The 25,222-nt window shown below is 44.8% G+C and carries 20 protein-coding genes and 1 pseudogene; 1 reads left to right on the top strand and 20 read right to left on the bottom strand.

What is annotated here, in order from left to right; genetic code table 11:
* The 7 genes from H7U36_RS06245 to H7U36_RS06275 all read right to left on the bottom strand — a co-directional run bounded on the left by H7U36_RS06245 (position 1) and on the right by H7U36_RS06275 (position 7,505).
* Entirely contained in the window at positions 1 to 663 is a 663-nt protein-coding gene (locus H7U36_RS06245; protein ID WP_205155816.1) for a sugar transferase, read from the bottom strand.
* 30 nt (positions 664 to 693) lie between these two features.
* Positions 694 to 1,968, bottom strand: a complete 1,275-nt coding sequence (locus tag H7U36_RS06250; protein ID WP_205155817.1) for a DegT/DnrJ/EryC1/StrS family aminotransferase — start codon at positions 1,966 to 1,968, stop codon at positions 694 to 696.
* A 112-nt stretch (positions 1,969 to 2,080) separates the two neighbouring features.
* Positions 2,081 to 2,587, bottom strand: a complete 507-nt coding sequence (loaP, locus tag H7U36_RS06255) for an antiterminator LoaP (RefSeq protein WP_205155818.1) — start codon at positions 2,585 to 2,587, stop codon at positions 2,081 to 2,083.
* A 229-nt stretch (positions 2,588 to 2,816) separates the two neighbouring features.
* Entirely contained in the window at positions 2,817 to 4,700 is a 1,884-nt protein-coding gene (locus H7U36_RS06260; RefSeq protein ID WP_243426705.1) for a polysaccharide biosynthesis protein, read from the bottom strand.
* A gap of 116 nt (positions 4,701 to 4,816) precedes the next feature.
* The gene (locus H7U36_RS06265; protein WP_205155820.1) at positions 4,817 to 5,011 is read right to left on the bottom strand and encodes a hypothetical protein; all 195 of its coding nucleotides are present in this window, start codon (positions 5,009 to 5,011) and stop codon (positions 4,817 to 4,819) included.
* A 786-nt stretch (positions 5,012 to 5,797) separates the two neighbouring features.
* Positions 5,798 to 6,604, bottom strand: a complete 807-nt coding sequence (locus tag H7U36_RS06270) for a hypothetical protein (RefSeq protein WP_205155821.1) — start codon at positions 6,602 to 6,604, stop codon at positions 5,798 to 5,800.
* 31 nt (positions 6,605 to 6,635) lie between these two features.
* Entirely contained in the window at positions 6,636 to 7,505 is an 870-nt protein-coding gene (locus H7U36_RS06275; RefSeq protein ID WP_205155822.1) for a coiled-coil domain-containing protein, read from the bottom strand.
* Between the two features lie 224 nt (positions 7,506 to 7,729).
* On the opposite strand from H7U36_RS06275, the gene H7U36_RS06280 reads away from it, so the two are divergent.
* Positions 7,730 to 8,962, top strand: a complete 1,233-nt coding sequence (locus H7U36_RS06280) for a sigma-70 family RNA polymerase sigma factor (protein ID WP_205155823.1) — start codon at positions 7,730 to 7,732, stop codon at positions 8,960 to 8,962.
* A gap of 909 nt (positions 8,963 to 9,871) precedes the next feature.
* Here H7U36_RS06280 and H7U36_RS15495 read toward each other — a convergent pair.
* The 13 genes and pseudogenes from H7U36_RS15495 to H7U36_RS06345 all read right to left on the bottom strand — a co-directional run.
* A pseudogene (locus H7U36_RS15495) lies at positions 9,872 to 10,000 on the bottom strand (Fic family protein); the annotation flags it as partial.
* 293 nt (positions 10,001 to 10,293) lie between these two features.
* Positions 10,294 to 11,142, bottom strand: a complete 849-nt coding sequence (locus tag H7U36_RS06290) for a KilA-N domain-containing protein (RefSeq protein WP_033126235.1) — start codon at positions 11,140 to 11,142, stop codon at positions 10,294 to 10,296.
* Between the two features lie 68 nt (positions 11,143 to 11,210).
* The gene (locus tag H7U36_RS06295) at positions 11,211 to 11,522 is read right to left on the bottom strand and encodes a hypothetical protein (protein ID WP_242842848.1); all 312 of its coding nucleotides are present in this window, start codon (positions 11,520 to 11,522) and stop codon (positions 11,211 to 11,213) included.
* Between the two features lie 140 nt (positions 11,523 to 11,662).
* A complete protein-coding gene (locus H7U36_RS06300; protein WP_408610353.1) occupies positions 11,663 to 12,664 on the bottom strand; it encodes a virulence RhuM family protein in 1,002 nt (333 codons plus the stop codon).
* A gap of 1,211 nt (positions 12,665 to 13,875) precedes the next feature.
* A complete protein-coding gene (locus H7U36_RS06305; RefSeq protein ID WP_205155824.1) occupies positions 13,876 to 14,088 on the bottom strand; it encodes a hypothetical protein in 213 nt (70 codons plus the stop codon).
* Entirely contained in the window at positions 14,078 to 15,211 is a 1,134-nt protein-coding gene (locus H7U36_RS06310; RefSeq protein WP_205155825.1) for a zinc ribbon domain-containing protein, read from the bottom strand. The genes H7U36_RS06305 and H7U36_RS06310 overlap by 11 nt, the downstream gene beginning before the upstream one ends.
* Before the next feature lie 106 nt (positions 15,212 to 15,317).
* Positions 15,318 to 17,066 (bottom strand): AIPR family protein, encoded by a 1,749-nt coding sequence (locus H7U36_RS06315; RefSeq protein ID WP_205155826.1) that lies wholly within the window; start codon positions 17,064 to 17,066, stop codon positions 15,318 to 15,320.
* An 11-nt stretch (positions 17,067 to 17,077) separates the two neighbouring features.
* Positions 17,078 to 19,957: a DEAD/DEAH box helicase gene (locus H7U36_RS06320; protein WP_205155827.1), complete on the bottom strand. Its 2,880-nt coding sequence runs from the start codon at positions 19,955 to 19,957 to the stop codon at positions 17,078 to 17,080.
* A gap of 2 nt (positions 19,958 to 19,959) precedes the next feature.
* Positions 19,960 to 22,089 (bottom strand): site-specific DNA-methyltransferase, encoded by a 2,130-nt coding sequence (locus H7U36_RS06325; RefSeq protein ID WP_205155828.1) that lies wholly within the window; start codon positions 22,087 to 22,089, stop codon positions 19,960 to 19,962.
* A gap of 9 nt (positions 22,090 to 22,098) precedes the next feature.
* Complete coding sequence (locus tag H7U36_RS06330) at positions 22,099 to 22,863, bottom strand: radical SAM protein (protein WP_243426706.1); 765 nt, start codon at positions 22,861 to 22,863, stop codon at positions 22,099 to 22,101.
* Between the two features lie 18 nt (positions 22,864 to 22,881).
* Complete coding sequence (tcmP, locus tag H7U36_RS06335; RefSeq protein ID WP_205155829.1) at positions 22,882 to 23,742, bottom strand: three-Cys-motif partner protein TcmP; 861 nt, start codon at positions 23,740 to 23,742, stop codon at positions 22,882 to 22,884.
* A gap of 35 nt (positions 23,743 to 23,777) precedes the next feature.
* Positions 23,778 to 24,902, bottom strand: a complete 1,125-nt coding sequence (tcmP, locus tag H7U36_RS06340) for a three-Cys-motif partner protein TcmP (protein WP_243426707.1) — start codon at positions 24,900 to 24,902, stop codon at positions 23,778 to 23,780.
* An 11-nt stretch (positions 24,903 to 24,913) separates the two neighbouring features.
* Positions 24,914 to 25,135 carry a helix-turn-helix domain-containing protein gene (locus tag H7U36_RS06345; RefSeq protein ID WP_205155831.1) on the bottom strand — a complete coding sequence of 74 codons (222 nt, stop codon included), beginning with the start codon at positions 25,133 to 25,135 and terminating at the stop codon, positions 24,914 to 24,916.
* Positions 25,136 to 25,222 lie beyond the last annotated feature (87 nt).

Genomic DNA, 25,222 nt, shown 5'->3' on the forward strand with positions numbered 1-25,222 from the left:
CTAAACCTCCTGATCTTGAACCATTTTCTGCATCCTTTCTTCTGCAAAATTAGGTTCCACTGTATTTGTATCTACTGCTATATCTTCCTTTTTAAGAAATTTCCTTACAGTATTTAGGATGATCATGACATCTCCTTTAAAGGTGATCTTTTCTACATATTGAACATCCAGTTTCAGCCTCTGGTCCCATCCTATATAATTTCTTCCGTTCACCTGCGCCAGACCGGATAATCCAGGTCTTACATCATGTCTGTGGCTCTCTTGTTCGGTATAATAGGGAAGATACGAAACTAACAATGGTCTTGGCCCGATTACGCTCATATCCCCCTTCAATATGTTAAAAGCTTCAGGAAGTTCATCCAGGCTTGTAGCTCTGAGCAGTCTTCCAAATTTAGTCAGCCTAACCTCATCCGGCAGGAGCTTTCCATTTTTATCTTTTTCATCTGTCATTGTTCTAAACTTATATAATTTGAATATTTTCCCGTCTTTTCCCGGGCGCTCCTGCGTAAAGAGAACCGGACTTCCCAATTTCAGCCTTACAAGGACAGCCACAATAATATAAAGCCAGCTGAAAACCACAATAGCTGCAAGAGCACACAAAAAATCAATTGGACGTTTTATGTATTTTTCATATGGTCCGTATGGTTTATGCCTATTTCCCATTTTTAAAAACTCTCTTCCAAATACTTCATTTTACTCAAAACATCTCTTCACAATCTCAATCACTTGCTCCTGCTCCTCCGCCGTCATCTTATTGTCACTGGGCAGACACAGCCCTCTCTGGAAGATATCCATTCCCACATCCAGCGGCCTGTCGTCCTTTCCAAGAGCACCGCCGGCAATATACGCATTGGTCACCGCTCTTCCATTGCCCTCTCTTGTGACAAATCCATTCATCCGGTAAATCGGCTGCATATGCATTGGCTTCCAGATTGGTCTTCCCTCGGCATTATATTCTGCAAGTGTTTCCAGTATCTCTGTGGGACAGGATTTCCCCGGTTCGCTTATATAGATTGCCTCCCGCTCTCCTCTTACCTGCCTGCACATTCCCTCTGGCTCGATCAGCATGCAGCTGAGCCAGAAGTTAGGCTCGCTGTTCTCTGCGTCATAGGGATTCATCACAACCGGAAGGTCTTTAAAGCCCTCCCGGTATCTCTCATAGATGGCTTTTTTCTGCTCGATATGCTCCTCCAGATAGGGGAACTGCCCTCGTACAACCCCGGCAATCACATTACTCATCCTGTAGTTATAGCCCAACTCCTCGTGCTGATACCAGGGCGCGTTTTCCCGGGACTGAGTGGACCACTTTCTCACTTTGTCTGCCGCTTCTTTGTCATCTGTCAATAACATTCCACCGGAAGAGCCTGTAATAATTTTGTTGCCGTTGAAGGAAATACAGTTATACCGCCCGAAGTTCCCGGTCTGTTTCCCTTTATATTCCGCTCCCAGCGACTCAGCCGCGTCTTCAATGATCACCGCTCCGTGTCTGTCGCATATTTCCTTCAACTCATCAATTTTTCCCGGTGTTCCATAGAGATGAGCAATCACTACAACCTTCACATCCGGATAAAGCGCAAACGCCTTCTCCAAAGCTGCGGGATCCATATTCCAGGTATCATATTCTGTGTCAATGAACACAGGGATACCTCCTTCATATGCAACCGGGTTCACTGTGGCGTCAAATGTCATATCCGAACAGAACACCCTGTCTCCCGCCTTTACCCCTGCAAGCTTTACCGCCATATGTAGGGCGGCGGTTCCGGCAGAGAGCCCGACTGCATATCCACATCCGATTTTTTCACATGCAAGTCTCTCGACCTCATTTATATTCTCGCCCACCGTAGACATCCAGTTTGTCTTATACGCCCCTGTCACATATTCCAGCTCCGGACCGTGCATGGTCGGGCTGGAAAGCCATATTTTCCTTTCAAATGGACTGATCCCTGTGCTCTCTGTTTGAAATGCCATTGTTTTGTTCCTCTCACCTTTTTAATATAAATTCATATATGGGCTATGCATTTTCCCCACAAAAATAAGAGCCCCTAAAGGCTCTCATTTCTTCTCATATCACTTCTTATCCCTACGTCTTCGCCACGATCTCCAGCCCCACCTGCACCTTCTGCAGCCTGCCGAACATCTCGATCTCCAGCCAGGCCTTGCGCTTGTGCCGGTCGATCCTCCGGATGTAGCCCTCCTTGCCCTTGAGGGGCCCGGAGTAGACGTGCACCTTGGAATTCTCTATGATCCCCTCGGACATGGCGACCATCTGCTCCTCGCCGCCGAACTCCAGGAGGAAGCGCTTCTCCTGGTCTGTCAGGGGAACGATATCCCGGCCGGTGCCGATCAGCTTTGTGAGGCCGATGACAGTTCGCAGAGACTCGTAGAGCTGATCCAGTTTGTCTGTAACGACAAAAACATACCCGGGAAACAGGACCTTCTTCTGTGTGATCCATGTACCCCGGATATGTTTTCTCTCTTCATAATAAGGGATAAAGCATCTCTCCAGCACGCCGGCAGGTATATTGCTCTGGCACTGGATGCGGATACTCTCTTCGGTGCCTGTGCGCACCTGCATGACGTACCACATAGTCTGGTATTTCTCCTTGTTTAATTATCCCTTGCCTTATGATCATTTATGAAATTTCCTGTTAAACAGGTAAAAAAGAGTAGGCTCCGCCATTTCTGCCCCGAAAAAAGGCAGAAGCTGCGGAGACACTATATCATCCAACGAAGCCAGACGCGGCAAGGCGACGATCTGACTTCCTTTGGAATCCTGAAAATATCTAATCTGTTATATCAAATCAGCAACATCTGGTCTATGAAGCTTTCTGTGGTTCCTGTTCTCCCAGGTCGGAGGGCTTTGGGTGATAGGTTGGCACGATCTGTGCCACCAGCTCTTTGATATGGCCGTTCTCTATCTTGCTCTCCCGGTCCAGCTTTTTGAGCTGCACCTCAAACCACTCATCATCCATCTCTATGGGCTTTCCAATGTGGATCAGCTCATTTTCTGTATCCTGCAGCCCCTCCTCGTCCATGAGCAGCTCCTCGTAAAGCTTCTCCCCCGGACGCAGGCCGGTGTACTCGATCATGATGTCCACATCCGGCTCGTAGCCTGACAGGCGGATCAGATTTCGCGCCATGTCGTCGATCCGAACAGGAGCCCCCATGTCCAGGACAAATATCTCACCGCCCTTTGCGTAGTAGGACGCCTGGAGCACCAGTGAGACCGCCTCAGGAATGGTCATAAAGTAACGGATGATATTTTTATCAGTAACGGTAACCGGTCCGCCCGCCGCGATCTGTTTCTTAAAGAGCGGGATGACGCTTCCGTTGCTTCCCAGTACGTTTCCGAACCTGACTGCCACGAAATCTGTGCCCGGGCATTTCCGGTTCATCATCTGCACCACCATCTCGCAGAGGCGCTTGGACGCCCCCATGATGTTGGTGGGGTTGACAGCCTTGTCAGTAGAGATGAGGACAAATTTCCTTACCCCCGCCTTAGCCGCTGCCTTTGCTGTCTTGTAGGTGCCAAGGACATTATTCTTGATGGCCTCGTTGGGGCTGTCCTCCATCAGCGGTACGTGCTTGTGTGCCGCCGCGTGGAACACCACATCGGGTTTATATTTATCCATCACCCAGCCGATCCGGTTGGTATTTCTGACAGAGCCGATGAGCACTACCAGGTCCAGCTTGTCCCCGTATTTCCGGATCAGCTCCTGCTGTATCTCATAGGCGTTATTTTCATATATATCAAAAATGATCAGCCTCTTGGGCTGTGCCTGCGCAATTTGACGGCAAAGTTCTGACCCAATAGAGCCTCCACCACCTGTTACTAATACGTTCAAACCTTTAATAGCGGCAAAGATCTCTTCGTTATTGACCCGAACCTGGGCGCGGCCCAGCAGATCTGTGATCTCTACATTGCGCAGCGTGCTGACGCTGACCTCGCCGTTTACCAGCTGATAGACGCCAGGCACTGTCTGCATCCGGCATTTTGTCTCCTTGCAGATGTTCAGGATATCCTTGCGGTTTTTGCCTGTTGTTGCGGGGATGGCGTAGATAATGCGATTGATGTTATATTTTTCCACCATCTCCACAATATCGTACCGGTTTCCCACGATGGGAATCCCCTCCAGCGACCGGCCCAGCTTGTTGGGGTTATCGTCAATGACACAGCACACCTGCACATGGGTCTTCTCGGAGCTCAGCAGCTCCTTGATCAAAACCTGGCCTGCGCTTCCGGCTCCGATGATCATAACCCGGTCATGAATCTTGTCCGCATTTGCCGCATTGTCCTCCCGGATCGCGTACATCCGCAGGATCCGGTAGGAGAAGCGCACCCCTGTCGTCAGACAGAAGCTGATGATATATCCCATGAAATAGTAGGATCTGGGCATGCGAAGCCCCATAAAGATCATGCCCGCCACATAGACCACCAGCAGTATGACATAGGCTGCCAGTATCCTTCTGAACTCTGCCACACTGGCCAGGCTCCAGATACTGTGGTACAGTCGGCAGCCGTAAAACACGACCAGCGTTGCGGCGACCCAGAAGGGCATGGACCACAGATAGCCCTGGATGTATTCCTCCGGGATATTCATGAATACAAAATCGAACCGCATCAGCAGTGCTGTCAGGTAGGACAGCAGTATGATCACTACGTCCGCCGCGGCAATGATCAGCGCTTTATGCATCCACATTAGTTGTTTTCTCTGTTTTTCCTCTTTCATCTTCCTGTTCCTTTTTTATAGCCCGCCAGACCTATCATGATACATGAAAAAAACTGATCTGTCCGTATAGCCAGCCAGTTTTTGTTCTAGTTTCCAGTGTGCCGCTTGAGGAAAACAACCATGCCGGCAGCCAGAGCAATTCCTGCGGCGATCACCGCCCGAAGGGGTTCTACCGCCTCTGTCACCACAGTCCCCGCCCCGATATACATAACAACGCCCGCACCACACAGCATCAGGCAGCAGAGCACCAGCATCTTCAAAGCTGTTCTGGCATGTTTCATGATCGTTTCCTCCTTTTTCTCCGTTCCAAGACTGTTCTTATTATAGTGGTTTACCACACTTTTTTCAATCTCTCACCAGAATATCCCTCTTTTTTGTACATTTTTATTATTTTTTCAATAAGATATTATCATTTTTTATAAAGTTGCATATGTGTCATTATGTTATTGATATTTTTTTATCTTTTGTTTTTCGAAAATCTTTACAGGGATTTTACACTTATAGCCTCTCTTGTTTCTCGGATGCCTTTCTTTCAAAAGCTCCGCCCCTCCAAGATAGCTGGATCGTCTTCACATCCAGCTCCTTCCGGTATCTGCAAAAGTTTCTTTACCGGGAGTATTACTTCTATTCCATAGACTGAATTTTTACCAACACTCAATCAGCCCACCATCAATATCTCTTCCCCGCAAACCATTTTCCAAGTAAAAAGCAAGGAAAGACGAGAGACTTTTTCGCCTCTCTTTTTCCTTGCAATGAGTCGTCTGCACTATTTTAACATAAACATCCCAAACTTTCTACATTTTCTTTATTTGGTCTTGTTCCGCTATAAAATATTTTTTTATTTCACTTCTCCTGCAAAGCAGCTTCTTTTCGCTTCTGTCTTATATGTCTCGCCTGATCATACTCGTATATACTCATCCTCTTTGCCTCCGCTCGATATTTCCTCAAAAACTCTTCTTACCAGACTTGCAGACACTGCAGGCGCCGCAAGAGAAAAAAACTGCCGGAAATATAATGCGTTGTAATTATCACAGCACTTATTTCAAGCAGTTTCCATAAACATTTTGTCATTGATTGAATTTTGTTCTCCGGGAACCGGCGGTCTTTGCGGTCCTCACCTCTTCCTCACACTGCTGCCTCTGTCTCACCCTCTTATCCACAGTGTGAAAGAGGAACAGGGCCATGGCAGGAAAGAACCCGCAGCACCCCGCAGTATTGATCAGAGCGTAGAGCAGGACATCCGATGTCACCAGCCCCTGCGATACCGCCTCTATTCCCCCGCACTGCATCACTGCGTAGGGGATAAAGATAATGGCGTAGGCGATCAGAAGATGCCAGGCGTACAGCCTGTGCCTTGTAAATGTTTTGACAAGACAAACCAGCAGGATCAGAATACTGAGCAGCATAGGGAGCACGGTCAGGAGTGTCCAGGGGGTGACTCCAAATTCCGAGAAAATCTGCGGAATGATACTGTAGGCTCTTGCCCAGACAACCACAACGCCTATCACCGTACATATACTCCCGATAACCGCCGTCAGTATCATTAGTCCTCCCGTGATAGCGACAGCCGCCACAAAGACCACAATCGCTGTCAGTATGGAACCGAACACACCCAAAGCTGACGTGCCGGCTGCTCCCAGCTCCGCCTGCTCCGCCAGGCTCACTGTCCCTCTCGCGTTTCCTTTGCCTCTCGCACCTGCTGAGCCGCCGCTCTTCTCCCGCGCGGCGCTCTCCCGTGCCAGTCTCTGGTTTCTCTCCTGGATAGTCTCCTTCAGATATCCATTCTTCACATTTCCATAATAATATTTTCCGTCCGTCCCCCTATAATATCCATTACCGGCAGCGTCTGTTCTGGTAGGCCGTACTTTGATCATAGTCTTATCCTCCTCTTTTTTACCCCTGTATTTAATCCACTTCCACTCCCCTGGCGTCAGGCGTATCAAGAGAAAAGCCCGGATGATCTTCCCCCGTCATGAGCACCAGCGTTCCAAAGCCCTGGAATCTCATATCATAGACCTCCTGTACTCCCAGCCCCGGATACAGCTCGATCTCTTCCTCTGCCTCCCTGTAGGGCTGCCAGCTGTCCCCGTCCGCTTCCGACACATCCGCATTCAGGCCAGAGCGGCAGGAGTACACGAGAGTTTCACTTGCCGTATTATTTCCAGTCTGATCCGTCTCCAGCTTCAGTGTAAAGGGCTGCGCATCAGGCTCCTGATATGCGGCCTGCGGAATTCTTACAAGCAGCTCATCATAATTGTCTATCTCCTGCTGGATCTTGTCAATCTCCTGCTGCAGATCCTCTCTGTCCGCATTTATCGTCTCATACTCCTCCGGATAATCCACCAGCGCCTGCTGGATCTCTTCCATTCTTGAATCGAGATCCTCCTTCTCATCCTCAGCCTTTCCCTTACTTTTCTCGGCAGACTCTGTAAAATCCTGCATATCTGTTTTAAATACCGTCTGATCCTGCTCTTTTGCAAGCTCTACGATCTCCTTCTCTGACAACCCCTGAAGATCGGAATAGGTAATGTCCGTTTTGTAGGTCGTCACATTCCCTTTTCCGTCAAAGATCATGACATTATCTACTTTTTCGTCCTTTGCCGCTGCGCTGTCAGAATAGAACCACACGCCCTCCTGCCCAAATGCCTCAGACGCAGGAATCGGTTCCTCACCTTTTGCGTTGCTGACACCCTTTGTTCCTCCGCAGGCTGTCAGTGAAATAGCGGCCATCCCTGCCGCTGCCAGTGCCATTCTTTTTACCATCTTCCTTTTCATTATACCATCTCCTCCAATATCTGAGCAAATTTTTCGGGACATCTGTAAATCCCTGTTCATTTACTCAGACAGTTCTATTTCCGGAAAGGTTTTATAAAACAGAAAATTTTTTTGGTCCGCTGAAGTCTGGCTTCCATTAATTGACTGGCCACAGTATCCCGGCTATAATTTAACTGTAGCTATCCACAGGGCATATGATCAAAACAAGAGAAAAGCAAATTAAAATGAATTATACAGAGGCAGTTAAGCTCGCACGGGCAGGAAAGCAGCAGGGGTTCGAATTTTTGTTTGAGAGCACCTATAAAAGTAAATATTACCTGGCGCTCCAGTATATGAGGGATGAAGAGGCCGCAAAGGATGTACTGCAGGAAGCGTATATGAGAGCCTTCTCAAAATTGGAGGCGCTTCAGAACCCGGAGGCTTTTCCGGGGTGGCTCGGGATCATCGTGGCAAACACAGCCAGAAATATGCTGGCAAAGAAATCGCCGCAGCTCTTTTCTGCTGTTGACTCAGAGGAAGGGACAGACCGCCCGGAATTCCAGATAGCAGACGAGCGGATAGACAGTCAGCCGGAGCTCGCCTATACAAGGCAGGAGACTCAGGAGCTGGTCCATGAGCTGATCGACTCTCTTTCAGCGGAGCAGAGAATGTGTATACTGATGTTTTATATCGAGGGAGCCTCTATCAAGGAAATCGCCGCAGCGGCCGGCTGCTCCGAGAACACGGTGAAATCCCGTCTGAACTACGGTAGGAAAAACCTGAAGTCAAAAGCAGAGGTGCTGCAGCGAAAGGGCTACCGGCTGTATGGCGCCGCGCCTCTGCCGCTGCTTCTGTTGCTCCTCAGGGCCGAGTGCCGCGCAATGGATGCGGACGGCGCCTTTGCAGCAGTTGGGAGAGCAGTCCGGGAAACCATTTTCTCCGCCGCACACGTGGGAAATCTGTCTCATATGTCCGCCTTGGCAGGAAAAACCGCAAAAAAAACTGCCGCCAAAAAGGGCTTAAAGGGGGGCTTTATGCATACAGCGGCAGGGAAGGCTGCCGCCATAGCAGTCGGCGCATGCGTCACCGGTGCGGCCGTGTTTGGCGGGGCTTCCTGGATTTCCTCCCGCTCAGACAGCACGGCGGGATCAGAGGTATACTATGTTCTCTCCGCCCAGATAGATCAGAAGTATACCGAAGGCTCCGGGACAAGCATGAGAGTGACCGGCACGCTGACCAATCAGACCGATGCGGACTGGGATGAGGTGGACCTTATCTTTACGCTTGTCGATTCTGACCAGGAGCCTGTGGAGATAGGCGGCATTGTGCCCGAGCTGCGGGCGGACATAACAAGTCTTCCAGCCGGAGAGACGCAGGAATTCGTCACCTCCTGGTTCCCCGGCGTCCTGGAGTCCGACTTTGAAAAGGTGGCGGACTACCACGTGGAGAAGCTGGAGTATGAAAGCGAGGGGGAGTAGGGGATAATCAAAAAATTATGCTTACAGAAGACTTCCTTAACTTCTTTTGCGATAGATTTCCTCTATTTTTATCCTCTTCCTCCTCCAAAACTCGTCTGCCAGGTCCATGTACCTTATGACATCTCTACATCCTGCTATTGGCAGGGCTCCTTGCCTTATTATTTCATCAACAAATTCTTTACTGTCAATAAAATATATTTTTTCGCAATAGTCATATATATTGCGGAAACCATGCAAATATATTTCTAAGAATTCCCGGTTTCTGCCCGCCGAGCAAACTACCGCATCTGAACTCCCCTCAAAATACTGGTTCAGCTTATGAATAAACACATCAGGCCGATCAAAAGGGGCTTTGCCCTTGACCTTCTGCATATTTCCCAATGCCTGCATCAGCGAAAAATTAATGAGGGTATGATGCTTTGCCCTGCACTTTTCTAGTCTGTCCAGTGCATACGCGTCACCGCCTATGATTTCTTTAAACAGTTTATACTTCTTTTCATTAAAATTGAAGTCACATTCTCCCCCGTATCTATAGGCCGGCTCTATGTAGGTCACACCTTCTTTTTCAATCCTTACTGTGTCATCTTTTAAAGCAAACAAACGATTGTAATCCCTGCTGTCAGGCGATGGCAGATCAATGTAATTAAGCCAAATGTTTCTTTCGCCACAAAAGCATCTATTTAAATCACCGAATTCACTGTATCTGATATAAAAGGACAGATGGCTAAAATCATATCCTTCGATTCTGCCTTCATAAATTGTGCGATAATGTGTCCACACCAATGGAGAACTGTCCGGATCAAACCTTATGATTTCGTTCCTCCAAACGCACATTTCTCCTACTGTAATATTTTTGAAACAACTCATGTTTGACGTCCTCCGATTTTTCCCTTTGTCCGTTTTCGAAAACAGGTCAAAGACCAGCGTTCGTAAATACTTAATGAAGAACACCGCTGTCGTTCTGGTGTTGCCCTCGCCAAACACATGGATCTGCCACAGTCTGGATACGAATCCAGCAAGATGGCGGATGATTTCATCCTCTGTAGGTGCCGTTTTCTCCTTGTCCGTCTCTTTTATATTCGTCGCTTTTATTCCGGCTCTCAATAACAGGACTGCATACTGGGTTATGTAGATCAATCACCGCGCAAGGAATAGATTTATTCTCTCCGAAATCCACGAACTCTTCAGTTTCCGGATCATAGTACCAATTGGTCGGATTCTGCCAGCTTTATGATCATAAGCTACTCTTTATACTTTTCTGGGAGTACAATCTCATGACCTTTCACCTCTCCACTATCTTTACTAATACACAAATAGCCAAAACTTTCTTCTTACATTTCAACTTCCAAATTCGGTAAATTATTCAAGCTCATCGTTTCCAACGTCTGTAACTGCTGTACTGCCAACTGCCGCAACAATTCCATCCGCTCTTTCTGGTTCTTTTCTTGACTAATTAAAACCGCATTATAGCTTTCCAGATTTGAAAGTACCAGTAATTGATTCAGCGTTGCTACATCCCGCATATTCCCCTTAACATTCGGATTTTCTTCTTTCCATTGCTTTGCGGTCTTTCCAAACAAAACAACATTCAACAGATCCGCTTCATTAGCATAGGTATACGCTACCTGTGCGGGTGTTAATTCTGGCGGTAGCAAATTATCCTTAATCGCGTCAGTATGTATCTTGTAATTCAACTTAGAAATCTCTCTGTTCAAATTCCAATTCAGAGATAGCCGACTATTCTCATCAGTCTTTAATCTCCTGTAATCTTTCATGATATATAACTGGAATTCAGGCGAAATCCAGGTTGCAAAAGACATAGCAATATCGCTATGGGCATATGTTCCGCCATAACGTCCTGCTTTTGAGACAATACCGATAGCATTCATCTGCGTAATCCACTTTGTCGGTGTCATAACAAAACGGTTTAATCCAGCCTCATTTTTAACCGCCTCGAATTGCACACGGTTAAAATCTGGATTATGCAATTCTTCCCAAACGCCTAAAAACTCAATCGTATTTCTATTTCGCATCCAGTTTTGAATCACAAATCGCGGGTCGTCCTCATTTCGATATTTTGCAATATCCGTTAATGAAATAAATTCATTTTCAAAATTTGTAGTATAGATTCCTATGTCAATACCTTTTGCATGGATAGTCTCCTTAACAATTTTCGCCATAAGCATCCTCCTCTCCCCAGCATAAACTGAGGCAACATATCTTTTAGAACATACATCCTCCGCCTAATTCATAAATCGTTTTCCAATTCACCTTCATCTTCCCACATTTCCCAATATGCTTCAATATAATCCCTAATACAACTGGGATATACATCCAAATACTTTCTACATACCCTTTTGTACAATCTCAACATTTTTTCATCACACGCAAAGTCCAGTAAATAATCTAACAAATGTGACAATTCATCTTCTGACACGGTTCTGCTGCACACATCTTCAACCAACGGCAAATAAACCTCATAGGCTTTCTGATGTAATGGGACTATCTGCTCTGTAATCGCATCTGACGATATCTTATCATCACCTTCTCCAAATTCCACCTTTACATTACACTGTCTGGGGATTTGCAGGATAAAAGCGACGCCGTCTCCACATGTTCTTCGTTGTCCAAACTAATATTTACACTATTTTCCCAAAAACCTCTTCAACTCTGCTATTTACATGGAAGTATCCTGTTCTATTAATTATTATCTTTTTTCTTCACTATGCTTTGAATATTTTTAATGCTTTCCAAATATTCCTCTTCAACTGGCGACAAATTCTGTGTCTGATATTTTCTATACTCTTCTGTCGCCTTCTCAATTGCCTGCGCATGGCTGATTGTACCTGCACCCTGCAGCACCTTTTCCCCTGTAGTCTTCAAAACATTATCAAGATGCTCCACATAATCTGACATATACATAGGATGATGACGCATAGCCTGTATTTCCGCAAAATCAAAATATCCTGATACAATATTATTCAATATTTTTAATTCTTCATCATTAAGGTAATTCTTTGCAATGCCTATATCCTTTAAAGCAGGAAAGTCACCAGGAAAACTCTTTAATCCCATGAAAGGCTGACTCGCATCCGCACGCTCGTATATAACCTCTGCTGCTGTATGTCCGTGTGCTGCATAATGCAATTTGTTCTGCACCATTTTAAAAAAGGCAATAGATTCACTGCTCTTGGGATCATAGTCAACACTCGTTGCATAAAGGTCAAGAACCTGCCGGTACATAACCTTTTCAGACGAACGTATATCCCGTATGCGGTCTAACAGCTCTTTCCAGTAGTTACCTCCGCCCAGATTTTTCAACCGCTCATCATCCATTGTAAAGCCTTTGATCATGTACTCTTTTAATCGTTCGGTAGCCCACCGGCGGAAATTTGTAGCAATCTTGGATCTCACTCTATATCCAAGAGAAATAATCATATCAAGATTATAATGTGTTGTATTATATTTTTTCCCATCAGTAGCAGTTGTTCGGAGTTTCCGAACAACTGAATTTTCTTCCAGTTCTCCCTCTTCAAAAATGTGTTTGATATGCTCGCTGATATTGGATTTACTGGTTTTGTATAGTTCGCATAATTGTGCCTGTGTAAGCCAAACGGTCTCATCTTCAAACTTAACGTCAATTTTTGTGTGTCCATCTTCCGTCTGATATATGATAATTTCGCTCTCAACGTTTTTAGAAATATCTCTTTTATTCTCCACCTTTCACCTCTCCTAGTATCTTCTCTTTTATATACAATCAGCCCCCTATAAATCATAATATCGTTCTTCAATTTTTCACCAATATTAACTTCCGATTTATCGCTTCCTTCAAACATATCCCACGAATGATTGAATGCTATACTTACACCTTCTCCAGATGATGCATAATAATTCCACATGCTAAGCGAATCATTCTCTGTCGAAAAGGAACACGTATATGTTCTATATATTTTCTGTTCATATTTATGCGTAATCCTTGAGAACCCCGTATAAGATTGTTGATATTTTTTTAATTCTTCCATTTCAACACTCTCAAGAATTAACTTTCTGAAATCCGAAGTATACTCATTGCATGAAAGCACATTTTCAATTAAAGGAATAATCTCTATAAACTCTGTAGAATCATTCAAAAAGCGGGCATCACTAAAACGTAAACATTCGTTGTTTAAAATCTCTTTAAGAGTATCTACAGTACAATAATGACAAATTCCTGATGCCTTATTTGCAAATCCATCTGGAGCATACATTTCTGTGATAGTCTGCTCTTTATATGGAGTATTTAAAAAATGTGACATGGAAATCGCCATGCATCTTGCAAAAATATTATTTGACATACGATGCCTCCAATCAAAAATATCCTACGGTACTTTACTCGCCGCAACAACCAAGTTCATCCATATCCAATTCCACATTGATATGTTTATAAGTTTTAAGTTTGGAAAGCAAACATACCGTCTTACCCTGCTTATCCAAACCTATTTCCGTATCATGTTCAATAGTAAAATGTTAGAATTCAATGAACTTTAGGTGCTGACCCAGCTAATAATTTGTTTTTCTTAACACCTATCTATGGTTAAGTATAGACTATATCATTAATTCATCCATCTCTAATTTCACATCAATATGTTTATAAGTTTTAAGTTTGGAAAGCAAACACACAACTTCCACATGGCTCGATTGCTTCATCTTGATGTCGAGTGTGTAGCTAGATTCGCGATCGTTCGTGGACGTTCGCGGAGATTTATCAAAGCATGTTGTTTCCTTAAATCACACCGATTTTTACCCTTGTCCGTTCTCGGAAACAGGTCAAAGACCTTGCTCCTACCTATAATATGCAAACGCACAGATTTGCCGATCGCCTCAAGACTTCGCTCTGAGGGAACAAGTCTGAAATCCCATCGTCTCAACTCAGCTTAGGCTTTATTTCCTCCGCCACCATGCTTTCCTTTGGTAACAATAAATAGTGCGACACTACCAACTGTGCCCACTACACCTAATACGCCATTTCTAATATTTGCATTCCTTTCGCGTCTGCAATTATCACATAACTTGTGCTTATTCGTACTTACAAGTTCGCATCCGCACTTCTTGCAGTAACGAATTTCTAGACCTTTATTATTGCTCATCAGAATCACCTCCGATATGTTCTGTTTCTGCAGTCAACAGATTATGTACCGAATACTCAATTTGTGCCTTCGGATCAAAGGCCGTAATCCTCGCTGCAATATCAGTAAACTGATCGACCACTTCGATCCGCTTTTGAGAAGAATTCTCATTGAGTAACAATAATGTATCTCGCTCATTAAGTTTATTTTCTACAATGAATGATTTGAATTCTTCTAAGCATTCCTTGCACGGTTCGTATTCTCCCAGCATAGCGTATCCTTCACACTCGGTCTGCACAGAGTTAGTAATGTAAACAAGCGCCTGAAATGCGTCAATTGCCTTCCTGCTGATGTCTTTTTCTCCTTTGAAATCAAGCATCATTTGAAGATCTGACTTCTGGGAATGTTCGGTGATATAATACATATTCTGGGCAAAGTTCCGCATCAATACTCGCTTTGCATCTGTCGCACTATGTATAACACCCAGTATTGCCACTTCTCGCAGTTTTGCATCCTGAATCAGCCTTGCCTGCCTTAGTTTATCCCTTGCCCCTTCTGCCATAGCAAGACGATCATTCTGAAGCTCTACATGGAGCTCTCTTATTGCATCACCGACATATTCTATTTCATCAAGAATCTGGGCCATTATCGCGTGCGTCGATAAATTGTTTAAGGACTGTGTGAGATTAGGCATCAAGGCCATGTCCTCAAGTCGCACCTGTTTAACAAATCCATCTGCGTCACGAATTGTTGGCAGTATTTCTCCCTGCTTATCAATGGTGAATCGATAGATTCCCTTATCTATTAAATCCTTCACATAGGAATCCATCTTAGCAACCATGATGTGATCCTTGCCTGCCATAGCTCCTATTACTTCTGCAATTGCAGGAAGCTTTACCTTGATATTTTCCCACTTACCAAAATACTGAATAAAACTTCTATTATCTTCATATGAGATAATGCTTAGTTCTCCGCAATTCGGCGTCCACTCTTCAATATCATATTCGAAGATTGGAACCATCTCGTATTTGTCCTGCTCACTGATTGGCCTCTTTGGATCGGCACTTTGAAACCCACAATGCGGACACTTCGTGGCTTTATCTGATATTTTTGTCCCGCATTCCGGGCATAGTATTCTGCTCATTTATTCACGACCTTTCCTTTTTATTTGATGTATCATAAGAGGCCTTGTAATTTTTGCGAATTAATTAATCTTACCCAGAAAATTTTGTAAGGAAACCTTAATAGGTTTAGTCTGCACTCCAGCGAGATTTAAAATCATCATTTGACATTTTGAGACCCGTATTCAACTTGTCGAGTATATCCTTCCCGCCGGGTGTCATTCTCACGGTCATCAGATATTGCTTTACGGCAGTACGGATATCACGTAAGGAGGCTTTTGCCTTAGTCCAGTTCGGAGGGCTAAATACCTTGTTGTTCTGACTTGCATCATCAAGTGCAATTTCAAAGCCCATATTCAAACACTGACCGGCGAGTCCAATAACCGTATCAAGAAGGTCGTTGTCCTTGAGCTTTTGCATTGCAACTGCCGGATTCGGAACAAGATCCTGCATCTTATTGATTTCGCAGAATAGAACAGAAACAGCGAAAAGATGGTGATACGGAGCATATGCCTTAAGGGCTATCAATGCCTCGTTCAGTCCAAGCGGATTATCATTTCCCCAATTCTTATAAACCTCTTTGAAGAGATCAGAAAGCGCCTGAACCTTTTCTGGACCATACTCTCTATGAAACAACTGCTCGAAATACTTGTCAAATATTCTGCTCTCACTGTAAGAGATGGTAGGCCTCTGAGAATGCCATGCAATCAGTTGTTTGCCGAGTGATGTCAGATCCACGATATGGGCCGTGTTGTATTTAACTGGATCAGCATTCTCTCCGCGTTTTGTAATGAAGTATCCATCTGTAAAATGTTGTTCGTAAGCCTTCTTCATTGCCAGAACGTATTTATCATTGCTCCTCAAATCACGAGCTTTTACAGCACTCTGAGAGTTAGTGCATGTGCTGATTTCATCTGCACGCTCTGCATTACTAATCTCATAGAAGCGAAACATTATATAAGCGTCGCTGACATTGCGGACGGATTCACTGCAATTAAAGATCGTACTCAGGGATTGGCAACCATTCACCACGTTCAATTCCTTTACGCTCATGGTTCCGTTGACAATTTTGATAGACGAGCAAATTGCCGTTATTCCATTGTGAAGGAAGAAGAACTCCTCCGGATTATTCCGAAGCGTGCGAGCGATTCCCTTATTAACCTTATTCCCGGTACCGAGAGACTGGCGTACATTTTTTCTGAATAGCGTCCCGTCCTTAATGCCGGGAATCTTTATACACTCTTTCAATGGAATGGCTGCGATAACAGCTCTGGTCGCACCAATCAGCATCTCCATATACTTTCCCTTCTCAATGGAAAATTCATAATTTATATATGGACGATTTCGATTCAGTGCCTCATCATATCGAGCTTGAAGAGTCTCATCGTCAACAAGCACAAGATTCGCGCTCAAAGTTTCGCTCTCCGCAAGCTCTGCCTGAAAAGCAGCCAGATCAGACTTAGCAGAATCTGTCAAACTAGATGTGGTAATCAGTTCAAAACAAACCTCATAGTCGTCCTCTAAGGCTGTAGCAATCTCATTGATTTTTGCCTGCAGCTTTTCATTAGCCGCCTCCTGCAGCTTTGCAAGATTCTTAATTTGAATCCACGACGATGTTACCTCACGAAGAGGTTCTGCATCCACAGTGTCGCCTTTGTAAAACTTTCCCTGAATGATATATATTGTCGAAGACTGGTCATCGATATAAACCGCATCAATCTGCTTATCACCGGCTCCATCAGTAATGCAAGCCTTGGCCTCAAAAGTATCAAGGTTATGAATATTACGAAGATACCAAGCAACAAACCGCTGTCCATCGTTAGGATAATTCTTCACGTAATATTCTTGTGTTATGTCATTCTTTATTTTATCGTACATGATGCTTCTCCTTACTCGACAACTCCGTCTGTATCGAAAATATGATCCAACTCATCGGTGTTGATTGCATGGGAAACCTTATCTCGAATTGCCGTCCGGTACATATCCAACCTCTTAAACTGATTTTTTCCAATTGCGTCCTTGCTCATGCGAATGAGCTGAATCCTTCCAACGCCCGGATTCTGGCGTGCATATTCGGCAAAGCCTTTAGCTTTTCCAAGGTTATCCTTAAAGTCAGGACTATGAGGCTCAAGGATATCAATCACATATCCAACACGCTCATCTCTTCTTACTACGATGAAGTCCGGATAGGTCGGCTTGATTTCTCCATCGATTTCATACGGGATGCAGAGTGCCCATGAGCCTCTGGAAGGATTGCGAATCCAGCATACAAAGTCCGGACGCTTTTCCTCCGTCTCGATAAGCTCGGCTTCCCATCCGTTCAATTTCAGCTTTGCAGTTCCAGTCACTTCACTGACAAAAAGATGGTCTCTGTATTCCTTTCCACCAGTTTCATGTGGCACCTGAATTGTCTCAGGAAGTCGGAAATTATGTTTGCTGACTACGTCGCCGTCAGAGACAATGCTATCATACTCACGACGAATTTTTTCCGAATCAATAGTAGCAATGTACCTGCGATAGTCATCGTTTAAACCATGAAATCTCTCCTCCGCATAAGCATGGAGCCTGTTCATGCTGTCCTCATCGGCTACAAAAAGGATAACATCCACTTTAAAAGCTATTAGATCGCTGAAGTCACCATATTTATTGCCATATGCCATACCGATGCCTTCTCGACCGAGCTTTACGTCGGCAATCTGAAATTGCCGCTCTATATCAGTATCGGTCGTTGTAAACATATCATGTACCGAGTAATTGTCTACGGTCTCTCCAAAGGCATCAAAGATCTGAGTTGCCAACTTGAACTGCTTAACCTGCTGAACAAGGTCATCATATTTTCCATCTGCCTTGAGTCCTTCCACATAGCTGTGGATCATCTCAACAATCTCATCCTGAACCTCCCGGATAGCCTCACGGTGCAATTTGGACATCGTAAGAAGATGTGCCATCCTATACAGAGATTTCAAGTAGTCATTTATCCTAAGCGCTCTAACGTTATAGGAAAGCAAACCTGCATCATTTATAAATTTCATAACCTCTTCACGGTCAAACAGATCTTCCTCTTCAGAAGTTTCCACCTGAGCCGCCTGCTGACTTCCCGCAGCATTATTCTCGGACTGTACTGCAGTAGCAGATGCCTGTGGTATAACCGGTGCAGACTGAGCAGGAGCCGTTGTATCTGCGCTCGACTGTATCTGGTTTTGTTCTGCCGTTTCATCCTGTTTTGTTTCTCCGCCAGTGACCTGAAGCTGTGCTGTCGAAGTCAAGTCACCAGCTGGCTCGTTTCCTCCGGCAGACTGCTGTACGCTTGTGTTCTGTCCAGAGAACACATCGAATAAAGTCATCTGTCCCGGCGTCTGCCGTTCTTGCTTTTTCTTCTTTGGTCTGACAGTCAACGTTTCAAATTTCTTTCCTGACAAGGACTCGCCATAAATATCGGTCGGGATGTCTCCGCCTTCTGTGCTCTGCAAGGCCCCCACAACATCCTTGACGGTATCCTCATTGAAGTACGGCAAATAGAGATGCACGTCGTTCAAAACGTCGTCCACCTGAATATGCATTTGCATCGGCGTTCTTACCATTCGACCGAGAAGCTGCGCAATGTATGTGGCATCATTAGCGTGCTTAAAGGACATCATGGTCTCTGCTCGCGGGCAATCCCATCCAGTAGAAAGATTTTCTTTAAAGAATACCACGCGAATATTTCTATCCTCAGCAATATTGGAGGGCTCCTCATAGCGCACGTCGAGTCCATTTACAGTCAGAGTTGCTGTCGTGCCGCCGAAGGTATGAACCACCTGTCCGCTTTCCAGTTTAAAACCGGTACGTTCCTCAATCTTTGCAATGCAATCATCCAGATTTGTATCTGTCAGAGCATCACCGCTTCCATTTAAAACCTGAATAATCAGAATTGGATTTACATAGGCGTAGTGCTGCTCGAAGCAATACTGCGTCCAGTGCTCCCACTTTTCTTTCCAGTCATCTGCAGCAGCCTGCAGAATGGCCATATCATTATTGACCGTGCCTTCCTCCGGATAGGTGATAACGATCCTATCCTTCAAAAGGCCAGAAGCTCGTACCTCATCCGTCGTCACGATAGACTTATGAATTGTAGAGGACGTTCCTTCGACCAGCGCATTGAATCTCTGTGTAGTGGCGGACATGCCAATGACAACTGGCATGGGCGGGATACCATCCGAATCGCTACCTTTGATGAACTTCTGCATGATTGTGGTGGCCTTGCTGGCCTCACGTCCCTGCATGCCACGGTGCGCTTCATCGATGATAAAGTACAGCCGGTCGTTCTTTTCTCGGACAGTATTCGCAAGCGTCTGCCAGATCGTGTAAGTCCTGCCGTCTCCATTTTTTGTGAGTTTGGAGGTGACCGATAGCTTTTGCGTGTTCAGAAAATAAACATGACCGTCCTCAAATACTTCTTTATCAAAGGATTCCTCGGCAACTGTAACGCACTGTGATAATTTAATCTTATCAGCTTTTGAGTCAATCTTTTGCTTTGACTGTTCGTTCAACTGAGGCGAATCCGAAAGCCAGACAATGACTGCATCCGGCTGCTCCATATACTGTTCATCACCGAAAAGAATAGCCTCAATCAGTGCGGACATTATGATGGTCTTTCCGGCTCCAGTCGGTGCAGTAAAAGAAACCACCTGCGGCGCATGTGTTCTATGATAGCTGCCCATTGCCTCCGCAGTCTTCATGCGGATATCTACAAGCGCTCTTTTCTGAAAAGGGAATAATTCTACTCTCATGGTTACCTCCCCGTATTGATTCTGAAATTATCCAGATAGTCCCTATAAAGTTGATAGCAGTCTTTACCATCGTAACTACGGATCATCGAGCGGTATGCTGTTTCTGAATCCGTTACAATAAAAACAGTCTGGATTTCTGGATACTGACTTAACTCCGCATCGAACTCGGAATAATATATTTCATCTACCAAAACTGCCATCTTGTTCTGTGGCAAAATCAGCATGTTCGGGAGATCATCATTATCAATAGCCGGGCACTTACCAATGGCTCCTCCCTTCATCCAGAGCACTGGAAGCAGCTCTCGGAACTGCCTGCCGAGGGCAACCGAAGTTTTATCAAGAAAGCTCAGTTTGAAGAAGACCGCGTTTGCAGGAAATCCGTTCGCCATAGGTCTATCAATTCCAAGGTAGTTACCTTTCAATGGTGCTCCATTTGTATCATGCCCTTCAATAGTACAAACAGTACGAGGCCAAGTAATATATCGAGCAATACCAAAGTTTTCCCACTCTTCATCGCCCGGATGTAAACCCTGCTTGGTTAGCGACTTAATCTCTGCCTCTGAAACCTCATTGTTTGTAACCATTACACATCTACGTTGTCCGTTATCTTCCGCATTCAGAAGATTCACAGCGTGTAAAGTCGTTCCTGAGCCAGAAAAGAAGTCAACTATAAGTGCGTTCTTCTTATTTCCCACATAGAAGCGCAACGTATCCTCAACGGCATACAATGACTTTGGAAAAGGAAAATTCCTCTTAGGAATAATCTTGTCTATGAGATTCGTGCCATAAGTACTTGCGTCGTGCCAGTCACGCACCCACATCGTTTTAGGCTCTCGATCTTGTTCAGCTTTTTCATTCCACTCTAAAATCAGAGAACCATCAGTATCTTTACCCGCTGCAATAAGAATTCCATCACGTAATTGTTCTTTTTGCTTCTTCTTCAAAAACACAATAGCCCACTGATCTCTGTTTTTGTTATATGCACCTAATTTTGCAATACCCTGCTCCAGATAAGATCGCAATGTTTCATGTCCAAGCTGCCAGCGACCTTCACTATTATCTGTTCTAATCGGCCATACAGCTTTCAGTCCCGGTACAGGTGGCCTTTTTTCCACATCATGCCTATCTATTTCAAGCGGAAGTGGATCTCCAACAACTTCTATTTTCTTCTTCTTAGCATCAATCCAAACTGGATAAAACAGATTTGGGGATTCTCTACGTGAGGAACCATTTGAGCCTCGACGCAACATACTATTCCAAATGGTATCTGTCTTTGCTTCTTTTGCATCCGGATTACTATTGTCAGTAACATCCAGCATGGAATATTTGGACTTCTGTATAGTCATACTGCCAAATTGCAACAAAAATAAATATTCATCGCATCTGGCAAACTGCCCCACTCGGGTAGATGCTTTTTTATTAATTCTGGATGTAATCATTTGCATACGAGCCTCCGGAAAAATTTCTTCCAGCAGGCATCCAAGATGTAGGTATTCTTTTTCATCAATGGTAACAATCAACGCAGAATCATTTGGATTCAGAAGCTTCTTCGCAATCTTCAGGCGCTTTTCCATCATAGATAACCATTTGCTGTGACGGTAAGCATCAGAACCATCTACATAGTCATTGTTGTATTTCCAATCCTTGGCACCAGTATTGTATGGCGGATCGATGTAGATACAGTCCACCTTTTCTGCATAAAGATATTCCAGAAGCTGCAAAGCATGGTAATTGTCCGCCTCAATCAGCGTATGCCAAAGCCCGCTGTCTGGAGCATTCTCCACGCTATCCAATAGCTTAAGCGTCGGATAGATTGCTTCTCCAAATTCGGCCACTGTTACCAACTCATCCAACTTAAATGTTTTCTGCTCATGAGTTTCCCTGCGGTCGCACTGCACATCATCGCCATCGATATTTATAACTGTATAGATATCACTAACATACCCTGTATTCAGAGCGACCTTGGAGCCAATGCGAATCGGTACGTCATAAAGCGGCGTGCATTCCGGCAGATGTTCTTCAAATACCAATCCGAACTTCTTCTGCTTCAGTAATTTATTTGTTTCCTGCAAGATTCTCTTCTTGAGCGCCGGATCGTCAATCTGTTGGATCAGGTCTTGTAGTAAAGCCATAACGCTACCTCATTCTTCTGTTATTGTTTTTTCCTTAATGTGATAATCAATACCGTGCTCCTGACAGAAGGAAATCACCTCTGCCGCACATTCATTGTAAAAATGCTTATGCCCTTCATAGGCGTTTGCTACCTTACTATAATTCGTTCTCCCGAAAATGATCCGATCTGTAAAAGATACTGTTTCCAGCATTTCATGCAGATTCTGTTCAACCATGTTCGGTGTTGGATACGGTTCCATGCTTACCCACGTCTTACAACCGGCATCATGGAGTGCTCTCAACGCTGCAAGTCGATCTGTACAGGAAACAGCTCCCGGTTCCATCTGTTCCCGATAGGCTTCATCCAAAGTGATCAGCGTAACCCCGTATTCGTTTTCCGGAGAAAACTCTGCCAATTCTATAGGTAGCAGTCCCTTCGTCAGCGTAGTGCATTTGATTCCGGCCTCGTTCAGCTTTCGGATAGCCGCAATACTCATCTGGGACACCTCTGGATATCCTTCCATGAACGGATCTGTGGTAAAGCAAAGCTGTACAGACAGAATCTTATCTCTGAGCTTCGGTATTTCTTTATCTAGCAATTCAAGCGTGTTTGATACAAGCACCGGCTCAAGCCAGCTCTCATAATCCTTTATTTGCCCGAATCGCTTTTTCATCAGGAATGCATAACATGGATATTTGCACCCATGAGCGCAGCCCTGCACGTGATTCATTGTGTAGTCACCATACTCTACCCCTGTTTGATAGAGCATGGATTTTCGTTCTATCGTCTTCAAGTTGTTTTCATCCTCCGCCTACTTGTTCTTCAATATGTAGTCTGCCATCCGCAGTGCAAGGCCCTGCGCTTTCGGGCTTTCACTCGCAATGGCAAAGCAGAATAGGAACATCGGCGAGTTCCTGCTGTTCCTGAAAATCCGTGCATGCTTTGACACACATGGAAAGATTGTCCCAAGCCGAGAAAGGATATACTCCTTTATGTGATCTGGATTTGCGTCTTTAACCATCCGCTCGCCATCGTTCTGTCCGGGCTCCGGGAATAGGTCAAAAAGCGTCATCTGAGGATCTTTCTTATAGAATTCCTCTCGCCATCCGGAATCTCCAAGCAATCGATCTATGCAATCTTCCCATTTATCGTACTTTCCGTTTTTGGGCAGCATCCGTTCAAGTGCGGAGAACGGAAACAGGTACCATACATCTATCGATTTAGTCTGTGCTACATTTTCAAGCGTCGTCCAATGTACCTGCGTCGCATATGGATCTAAGAACAGCAATCCTCTGTTAAATCTCCAATCTACGCTGCTAATAATCCCTGCGAGTTTATCATTTGCATCGCCACAAAAAATCGTAACACTACGCCTCATCTGCGGAAACTCGGAGTTTATCATGTCTTGAAGTTCTCCTGCCTTCTGAGAATCCGCTTCTATAAAATAGTAGTGATCGAACTTCTTCTCAGACGCCAGTGCACGCTTAGCGGAGCCCGCAAGATACTGCCCACCGTCGCGGGTTTCGATTTCTCCCGTCCCGGCAAAGGCATCAATATAAATCTTTTTGAACTTCTGGTTTTGCAGTGCAATCAGGTACGCGTCCAGATATCTCGTGAAGATATTGAGCTTCTCTTCTGTCCAATTGCCACCAAATTTCTGTGACGTTGTCATATATTCCAATCACCTCATATATCTGAAACTCTGTCTCATGAAGAGAAAGAGAGCACTGTTTCCTTTTTTCCTGTCTCAGGATTCACAATCTGCTCGATCTTCGCGTCAAAGAAATCCGTAAGATCACTCTTTATATCATTACGAAATCCCTCTGACGGAAAAATCGGATGGTTATCCAAAAGTTCCCACATCTCATCAAGAGGCACTTGCTTGCGGCCTTTCAGACAGCGCTGCAGATATTTCGCAATATCGATAACATGCAAACAGCTTTCATCTTCTACCTCTGTGATTTCTCCGAAAAGGTTAAATGACAACTGCCTATTCTCAACCGAATGTTTTGTAGAGGACTGAGCACCAAAAACTTTCCAAGCACTCTTCTTGTAGAGCTTAAAGCCCTCTTTGTTGCTCGTGCAGTGAATCAGATTGTAGACGAGCGAATTCTGCGTGTTATAGAACGGAAATGCCGATACATAGTATCTGCGAGCTCCTTTCAGTGAATTTATGATTTCCTCCACTCTGGACTCATAGGCCTTCTTGTCGCTTCCGTAAGGCACCAGCTTCTCAAAGTCTTCCAGATAAGTGTTCTCATACTTTGCCTTTGTCGTTTTCTTCTTAGCACTTGTAATCGCCCGCACCGGATCTGAAACCATGTGATTAATCATAACTTCACCCCAGTTTCGGAAAAACGGCAGAAGTGCTTCCCAGTCGATGGTCGCATCATACGGATCGTAGAGCAGGAAATAATGCAGGTGCCCGGTTCCATATAACTGCGGCCCGATAGTTCGGAGTAGCTCGTGCGCATCACTGTAGGACGTTACAATCTTAAAATTGCGCTCATCCTGTGGAAGATGCTTTTTCAACTCATCTACGCGCGCTTTATCCTTGTCATTTAAGTAAATGTGTATATTTTTCTCAGTATAGGTTCTTGATGCTTCCCTAAGTGCTTCTGAGACGCGTACTGCTGTACCTTTCACCAACTGCCCGGCATCGTCGGTGTATACACCACTGTTGCACATGCAGTCTATAAAGATCAGCCCATTGCAAGACCCAGTCAGCAGCAACTTCTGTGCCCACGATTTTATATATTCCTCAATCAACTCAAATTTCTTGATCGTATGAGGACTTGCTTTACTGATTACGCTCTTTTTCCTGCCGGACATCATATCACTCCTCAAGTAGTTTCATTATCTTTTGTAGGGATTAGCTCCATGATGTCCCCAATATCACAATTCAGCGTTTTACACACTTTCATTAGAACTTCCATGCTTACTGTCTCTCCCTTCGAGAGCTTGGTTACCGAAGCCCAGCTTATCCCGGCAGCTGCCTGCAAGTCTTTCTTCTTCATGTCTTTGTCAATCAATATTTTCCACAATTTTTTATAACTAACTTCCACGGTAGTCACCTCTCGATTTTCAAAAACGTGATTTTTGCCACTGTACTTCTACAGTATAGCACAGAGCCTTTGAAAAATCAAGAGTAT

It is taken from the genome of Faecalicatena fissicatena (assembly GCF_016900595.1).
GTDB classification, from domain to species: domain Bacteria; phylum Bacillota; class Clostridia; order Lachnospirales; family Lachnospiraceae; genus Claveliimonas; species Claveliimonas intestinigallinarum.